The sequence below is a fragment of the Geobacillus sp. FSL W8-1251 genome (assembly GCF_038005945.1).
GTDB classification, from domain to species: domain Bacteria; phylum Bacillota; class Bacilli; order Bacillales; family Anoxybacillaceae; genus Geobacillus; species Geobacillus stearothermophilus.
In genome coordinates, this window is record NZ_JBBOUF010000005.1 from 1 (window position 1) to 6,146 (window position 6,146).

Here is a 6,146-nt window from a genome sequence, read left to right on the forward strand (position 1 = left end):
TCCGGATTTTGCACATTCTTTCGGAACGTTTGCACGCTCTTTCAGATGAAGATTTCCAGCGCGCCTGATGGACCTATGGAAAAGAGAAAGCACAAAAGAGGCCGATTCGGCCCCTTTCGTGCTAATACCCCATTTCCTCTGCGGCCATGCGCACCACTTCTTCGTCAATGGCGTCCTTTTTCAGCTGATACCCGTATAACAGGCACGTCGTGGCCAACGTGTTGATCACCCGAGGCCATCCCCGCGACTGCAGGGCAATCGCCTCTAACGCCGATGGGGTGAAGATCGGATGCTTCGCCCCGGCCTGTTTCATCCGATGTTCGATGTAGCCCGCCACCTCTTCCTTCTCCAGCGGCCCCATCCGGTATCGCATGATGATCCGCTGGTCGAGAGGGCGGTGCTGATTGAGCCGCAGCTTCCCCTGTAAATGGGGCAGCCCGGCCAAAATCAAGACAAATGGGTTGGTCGAATCCATCTCAAAGTTGAACAAGATCGCGATGTCCTGTAAAAATGCATCCTTCGCTAAATGCATCTCATCCAAAATGAACACCGGCGTGATCCGCCGTTCATGATACAATCGCTCGATCGCCTGCTGGATTTGGCGGAAGAGGTCTACCTTGCGGTACTTCGGTTCCTCTCCTAATCCCAAGGCCAGTCCACGGTAAAAATCCATCACGCCTCCGGTGGATAACGGAAAGTAGACGACATGATACAATGATGGATTCAATGACTCTTTCAGCGCCCGAAGGGCGAACGTCTTGCCCGCCCCCGGCTCTCCGATCAACAGCCCGATCCCCCGGGTTCGTTTCACGTACTCCAGCGCCCGCAACGCTTCCTGAAATGACGCCCCTTGATACGCCTCGGACGGGTCTGTTTCTTTCGCAAACGGCTCCCGCGAAAGGGAGTAAAACGATTTATACACCGTGTTCTCCCTCCTTCGCCGGAATCGCCGCAAACGGGGACCGATGGCGTTTTACATAGGCATTGTCCTCCAAACGCACCCGAATGGCTTCCGCCACCCGTTTGCCCTCTTCGTACACATAGACGCCTCGTTCGTCATAGCGGAGCTCAATCGATTGCCCAATGAACCGAGGCGGCACTTCGTATAGCTGTTTATTCAGGGTGATTGTGCCATCGGCTTTCACCTTGCGGTGCTCCCGTTTCAGAAAAATCGCATCCAGCCAATCGCCATCTTCGATGAACGACACGAGATGCACTTGCGATTGAAACACCTCATGCGGCGTTTTTCCGTCCAGTGAGGCGTGCGGTTTTCGATGATACTCCTCTTCAAGCCACTTCCAAAAACGCTCGTTCAACTCGTCAAGCGATTTCGGCGGATTCAGCTCCAACAGTGGATAAAACCGTGTCTGTACGGTGCGGAAGAACCGTTCGATTTTTCCCTTGCTTTGCGGGTCATACGGCTGGGTGTGGATGAGTGTAATCCCCATCTCGGCGCACGCATACTGCAGCACCTCGGACCGATAAATTTTCCCGTTGTCCGAGTAAATGCGTTTCGGCTTCCCGCAACGAAGCACCGCTTCCTTCGTGACGATCCGCAGCCCGTCAAACTTCTCCGAAGGGAAAAATTGGGCATATGGCACTAACCGCGAGCAGTCATCGATATACGCGATCAAAAACGTTTTCTGGGCTTTCCCATGGACGCGAATCGTGGGTCCATGGGATAAGTCCCCTTGCCATAGCTCATTGATCTGGTCATACGCAAAACGCTTTCGCTCCGGCATCGGCAAGATTTCTTTTCCCACCAGGTTGTGTTTTTTCAACAATCGGTATATAGTAAAGTAAGAGGTATGATTTTCTGGGATTTCCCCCTGCTCGATCAGGTGTTCGTAGAACACCGTCACGGGCATGGTGGGATGTTCTTTTCTTAGGGCTAAAATATGATCCTCATCATCGGGCGACAGACGCCTTGAGTGGCCGCGGTCCGAACGGCGCTTCGGCTTTAAGGCGTCAAAGCCCCCTTTTTTGTATCGGGTGCACCAATCGAGGATCGTCTTGGCTGCGATTCGTTTGTCTCCCTGGTGGGGAACATGGTGCACTCGCTCGCTCACCTCTTTCAGATACGTCTTCGGTTCCACCTGCCCATTCACCAACGGAGCGATTAGCCCGTACCGAAACAGGGCAATGTCGTGTCTCATCGACTCATTCATTCAAATCTCCTCCTGGTCTCACTTGGAATCAGGACCGTTCCGGTCCGTCTGCCCTTATCGTACCGAATTGCTTTTTCTCCGTCGATAGGAAAGGTTTGTGGGAACCTCAACTATTTCCAATTTAGGATATGTATGTAAAATCAGGATCCCATTTGATTCGCAAAAGGGTGTCGGAATCCGTCCTTCCACATGTCTCTGATGACCGAATCAAGACCGTGTTTCTCCAACGTCCGGATCCACCAGGAAGCCCGTTCCTTTTCTTTTTTCACGATAGGGCCTATGATCCTCCACCGCCTCGCAAAAAAGCTGTGAAGGCTTGATAGGTTTCGGTAGAACCGTCGGACATAAAAGATGATGCCGTCCTTTGTCGGGAGAAACGGAGCCTGGTTCGTCCTTTCGGTCAATCCCAACTGCTCTTTCACGACTTGCCATATGGCGGACAACGTATACTGAAAATACGGGAGGAGAAAGGAAGGCAGCACACTCACCGTCTTCAAGCATTCCCGACAGCGATACCGGACAATCCAAATGCGATAATCACCATGTGGGGTCAATGCGTTTCGCTCATAGTAACCGTGGCGGTGCAACGGGCGCTTGGCCCGGCAATGCGGACACTTTTTCAGAAGAGGGAAGTCGTTTTCTTTTCCACGCTCTGCATACGTTTGGACGTCAATGCCAAAGTCATGAAATTGAATCACGTCCTCCTCCCCCTCCTATGAACCGATGGATTTTCTCTTCCGAAATAATTCACAAAAAATTTAGCACATTCTTTCAGAAAAGGGGAGAGGGCTTTCTGAAGGAATGTGCAAAAAAATGTCTCTTTTGTTCCGAAATAAAGTGATAATTTACATTAACCTTCGCATAAGCGGTGCCCACTCTGGTTATACTGCTCCTAAGGAAAAGCATGGGAAACGTCTCAACATCACCGACAACCATGGATGGACGCCCCGGAAACTCCGCAAGCAGGAACGGAAGATCAAAAACGCTCATCTCCGCCAACGTGTGATGGCCGTCCGCCTGGTCATGGAAGGCTATTTGGGCAAAGACGTGGCCTCCATGGTCAACGTGTGCCGCCAAACCGTTTCCCATTATGTGTCGCTGTTTAACGAAGGGGGGCCTGGAACTCCTGCTTCATCGGGATTTTGCCCCTGGGCGAGAGCCGTTTCTCACCGAAGCATTGCGGGAGTGTCGTTTATGTTAAAGTTTAAGCGTCATTTATTATTGGTTTCTTCTTTTATGATTTTCAATTTTTTCCTTTTTTTCATTCACCCTTTTTTTGCTTATGCAAAATCTATTTCCACACCTTATGGAGTGTTGACGGATTTAGGTCCTAAGGTGCGCAATATCTCTGTTAATACTTCACGTGCCGCCATGGATAAAAAAGGAAATTGTTATTTGTATATGATTTTGCACGGAACACCTACAGTACTAGCTGTTTTAGACCTCAATACGGGAAAGGTCAAGAAAACATTTCCACTCTTGGATTCCACTGCTGCTTGGGCCATGGACATAGATGAAGGGGGAGTTTTATGGATTGGCGGCACGAATAAAGGCAGTATTTATCGCTTTGATCCTAATACGTTTTCATTCAAGAATTTTGGTAATCAATTAGGCGGTTCTAAAGAAGTAGCTATTCAAGATATTACACATTCTAATCAAAAATTATTTGCAACAACCGCATATGGGGCTAATTTCTTTAGTTTTAGTAAAGCTAAAGAAAAACGTGTCAGCGGCTTATCACCTTTAGAACCGGGTAAGAAATTCGCAAAATCAATTGTGTATGATCAAGGTTCCAATACTTTGTTTATTTCGCTCGGAGCAAAAGCGAATTTGCTTAAATGGAATCTATCGACAGGTAAAAAAGAACATATTTTACCGCTTAAATATCAGTCCGAAACATATATCTATAAGATGAGAATTGTGAACCAGTATTTGTTTGCCCGCATGTATCCGAGCGAGAAAATTGCCGTGTATGATATGAAAAAAAACCGTTTCGTGGCTGAATTTCCTGCAAGTTCAATCGTATCTCACAAGAATCCTTTTAAGAATGAGGTCTATTATACCTGAATCCGTGACAAAACATCTTTACAATGGTCGCAAACCGTTGATACGATAAGGGAAAACGACGTTGACGATTCTTCATCAAGTAGGTGATATGATGAAAGATTTCCCGATTCGGTTTGTATTGACAGATGAAGCGATTACCCCAAGTGCTGGGCTTGCTCTCGTTGGCTACTTACTCCATCGAACGAAACTGGATAAACGGGTAAACGCACTTCGGCTTCCAACGGTTCGTCGAGAAGTGCACATTTCCCATAGCGATGTCATTCGCTCGATGATTGGCTTGCTTGCCACAGGAAAAACGGATTTCGATCATATCGAAGCGTATCGTCAGGACGATATCTTTTCGGCATCGATGGGGATTCAGCACGTGCCTTCCTCTCCAACCTTGCGACAACGACTCGATCAGCTCGCTTGTCTTCCGATGACCGAAACGATTCTTTGGGAGGAGTCCATACGTCTGTTGATTCAACGACATGCCACTTTGTCCCCTTGTTGGACCAAAGGAAAGACGACATGGCTTCCCCTTGATATAGATGGTTCCCCATTTGACAACTCCGATACGAAAAAAGAAGGAGTCAGTCGAACGTATAAAGGATTTGACGGTTTTACACCGTTGTTTGCGTATGCAGGGAAGGAAGGGTATCTCGTTCATGCCGAGTTGCGTCCAGGGAAACAACATGTGCAAGACAACATGCCCTCGTTTTTAGTCACCGCTATCCGTCGAGCTCGTCAACTGACTTCATCTCGTCTGCTTGTTCGCATGGATGCAGGAAACGATGCAGAAGCGAATGTGCACGTATGCCTAAAGGAAGACGTGGACTTTGTCATCAAGCGAAACTTACGCCGAGAATCGAAAGCGCTTTGGTTCCAGATCGCTTCGCAAAAGGGCAGACGCGTCGATGATGGACAAAGCGAAGGAGTACAAACGTATGAGTTATGCCTTCCACAGACCGCAGCGATCGATGGAAACACGTATACGTACGTTCAAGTCACCCAAGTGACGGAACGGACGATGGAACGAAATGGACAGCTGATGCTCGTTCCTGATTATGAAGTGGAAAGCTATTGGGTGCGGCTCAAAGGATACGAGCATGTTCGAATGAGCGATGTGCTCGCGTTGTATCATGACCATGCGACATGCGAACAGTTTCATAGCGAACTGAAGAGCGACTTAGATTTAGAGCGGCTTCCATCTGGGAAGATGAAAACGAATGCGCTCGTGTTGGTCATGGGAGCCTTCGTTTACAATCTTCTTCGTCTGATTGGACAAGATCTATTAAGCGATCCGAGACATCCGTTGCACCACAAAGTGAAACGCCGTCGCATCAAGACGATTATTCAGACGGTGATCACGATGGCAGGTCGACTCGTCCGCCGATCACGACAGATCTGGATGAAACTGACGCGAAGGAGTGGGTACAGTATACTCCTACTGAATGTGTATCAAAAATGGAAAGAGGCAAGATAACAAACAGATGTTCGGGTACTCATATCCATCACTCCCCCCTGTACTTTTTTTGTCTCTTTTTTGGTTTGTATCTCCATAAAAGAGGATTTATCTCGTTTTCAAACATGAAAGTGGTGCAGGGAATCATCAAAAAAAGGGATGTATGGATCATATATCCATAGAACTAACACCAAAATCAAAGTTGATTTCCAACCATCACGGATTCAGGTATAGATGCAATTTAAAGCTTTAACATTTTTCGTCTTTGCCGGTCATTGCATCCGACTGTCGAGTGACCGAACAACGCCGCTTAAAGACCCATGAATGGGTCTGTGAAGCGAGTCGTTGTTCGGTCTTCCGTCACGCTAAGGCGTGACGGAGGCAAGCCACACGCTTGCCTTCGACAGTCGAAAATGGGCAAACCACTTTTCTGTCAAGGATATGTTAAACTTCTTTGTTGCATCTAT

5 protein-coding genes are annotated in these 6,146 nt (G+C 48.1%); 2 read left to right on the forward strand and 3 right to left on the reverse strand.

The annotated features are described in order from the left end of the window. Positions 1 to 121 precede the first annotated feature (121 nt). From NSS88_RS16640 to NSS88_RS16650, 3 genes are all read right to left on the reverse strand, one after another. Positions 122 to 922, reverse strand: a complete 801-nt coding sequence (locus NSS88_RS16640; RefSeq protein ID WP_064213564.1) for an ExeA family protein — start codon at positions 920 to 922, stop codon at positions 122 to 124. Continuing rightward, positions 915 to 2,168: an IS481 family transposase gene (locus NSS88_RS16645; protein ID WP_094239815.1), complete on the reverse strand. Its 1,254-nt coding sequence runs from the start codon at positions 2,166 to 2,168 to the stop codon at positions 915 to 917. The genes NSS88_RS16640 and NSS88_RS16645 overlap by 8 nt, the downstream gene beginning before the upstream one ends. A gap of 140 nt (positions 2,169 to 2,308) precedes the next feature. Beyond that, positions 2,309 to 2,866 (reverse strand): DUF6431 domain-containing protein, encoded by a 558-nt coding sequence (locus NSS88_RS16650; RefSeq protein WP_341085461.1) that lies wholly within the window; start codon positions 2,864 to 2,866, stop codon positions 2,309 to 2,311. Between the two features lie 103 nt (positions 2,867 to 2,969). Between NSS88_RS16650 and NSS88_RS16660 the strand changes: the two genes are divergently transcribed. Both NSS88_RS16660 and NSS88_RS16665 read left to right on the forward strand, forming a co-directional pair. After that, a complete protein-coding gene (locus NSS88_RS16660) occupies positions 2,970 to 4,235 on the forward strand; it encodes a helix-turn-helix domain-containing protein (RefSeq protein ID WP_445297972.1) in 1,266 nt (421 codons plus the stop codon). Positions 4,236 to 4,326: 91 nt separating this feature from the next. Next, the gene (locus NSS88_RS16665; protein WP_328230669.1) at positions 4,327 to 5,700 is read left to right on the forward strand and encodes an IS1380-like element ISGsp2 family transposase; all 1,374 of its coding nucleotides are present in this window, start codon (positions 4,327 to 4,329) and stop codon (positions 5,698 to 5,700) included. Positions 5,701 to 6,146: the final 446 nt, after the last annotated feature.

What these genes read in the sequence shown, in the direction of transcription:
- NSS88_RS16645 (WP_094239815.1), bottom strand. Translation starts at nt 2,168, where the DNA reads ATGAATGAGTCGATGAGACACGACATTGCCCTGTTTCGGTACGGGCTA.
- NSS88_RS16665 (WP_328230669.1), top strand. Translation starts at nt 4,327, where the DNA reads ATGAAAGATTTCCCGATTCGGTTTGTATTGACAGATGAAGCGATTACC.
- NSS88_RS16660 (WP_445297972.1), top strand. Translation starts at nt 2,970, where the DNA reads ATGTGCAAAAAAATGTCTCTTTTGTTCCGAAATAAAGTGATAATTTAC.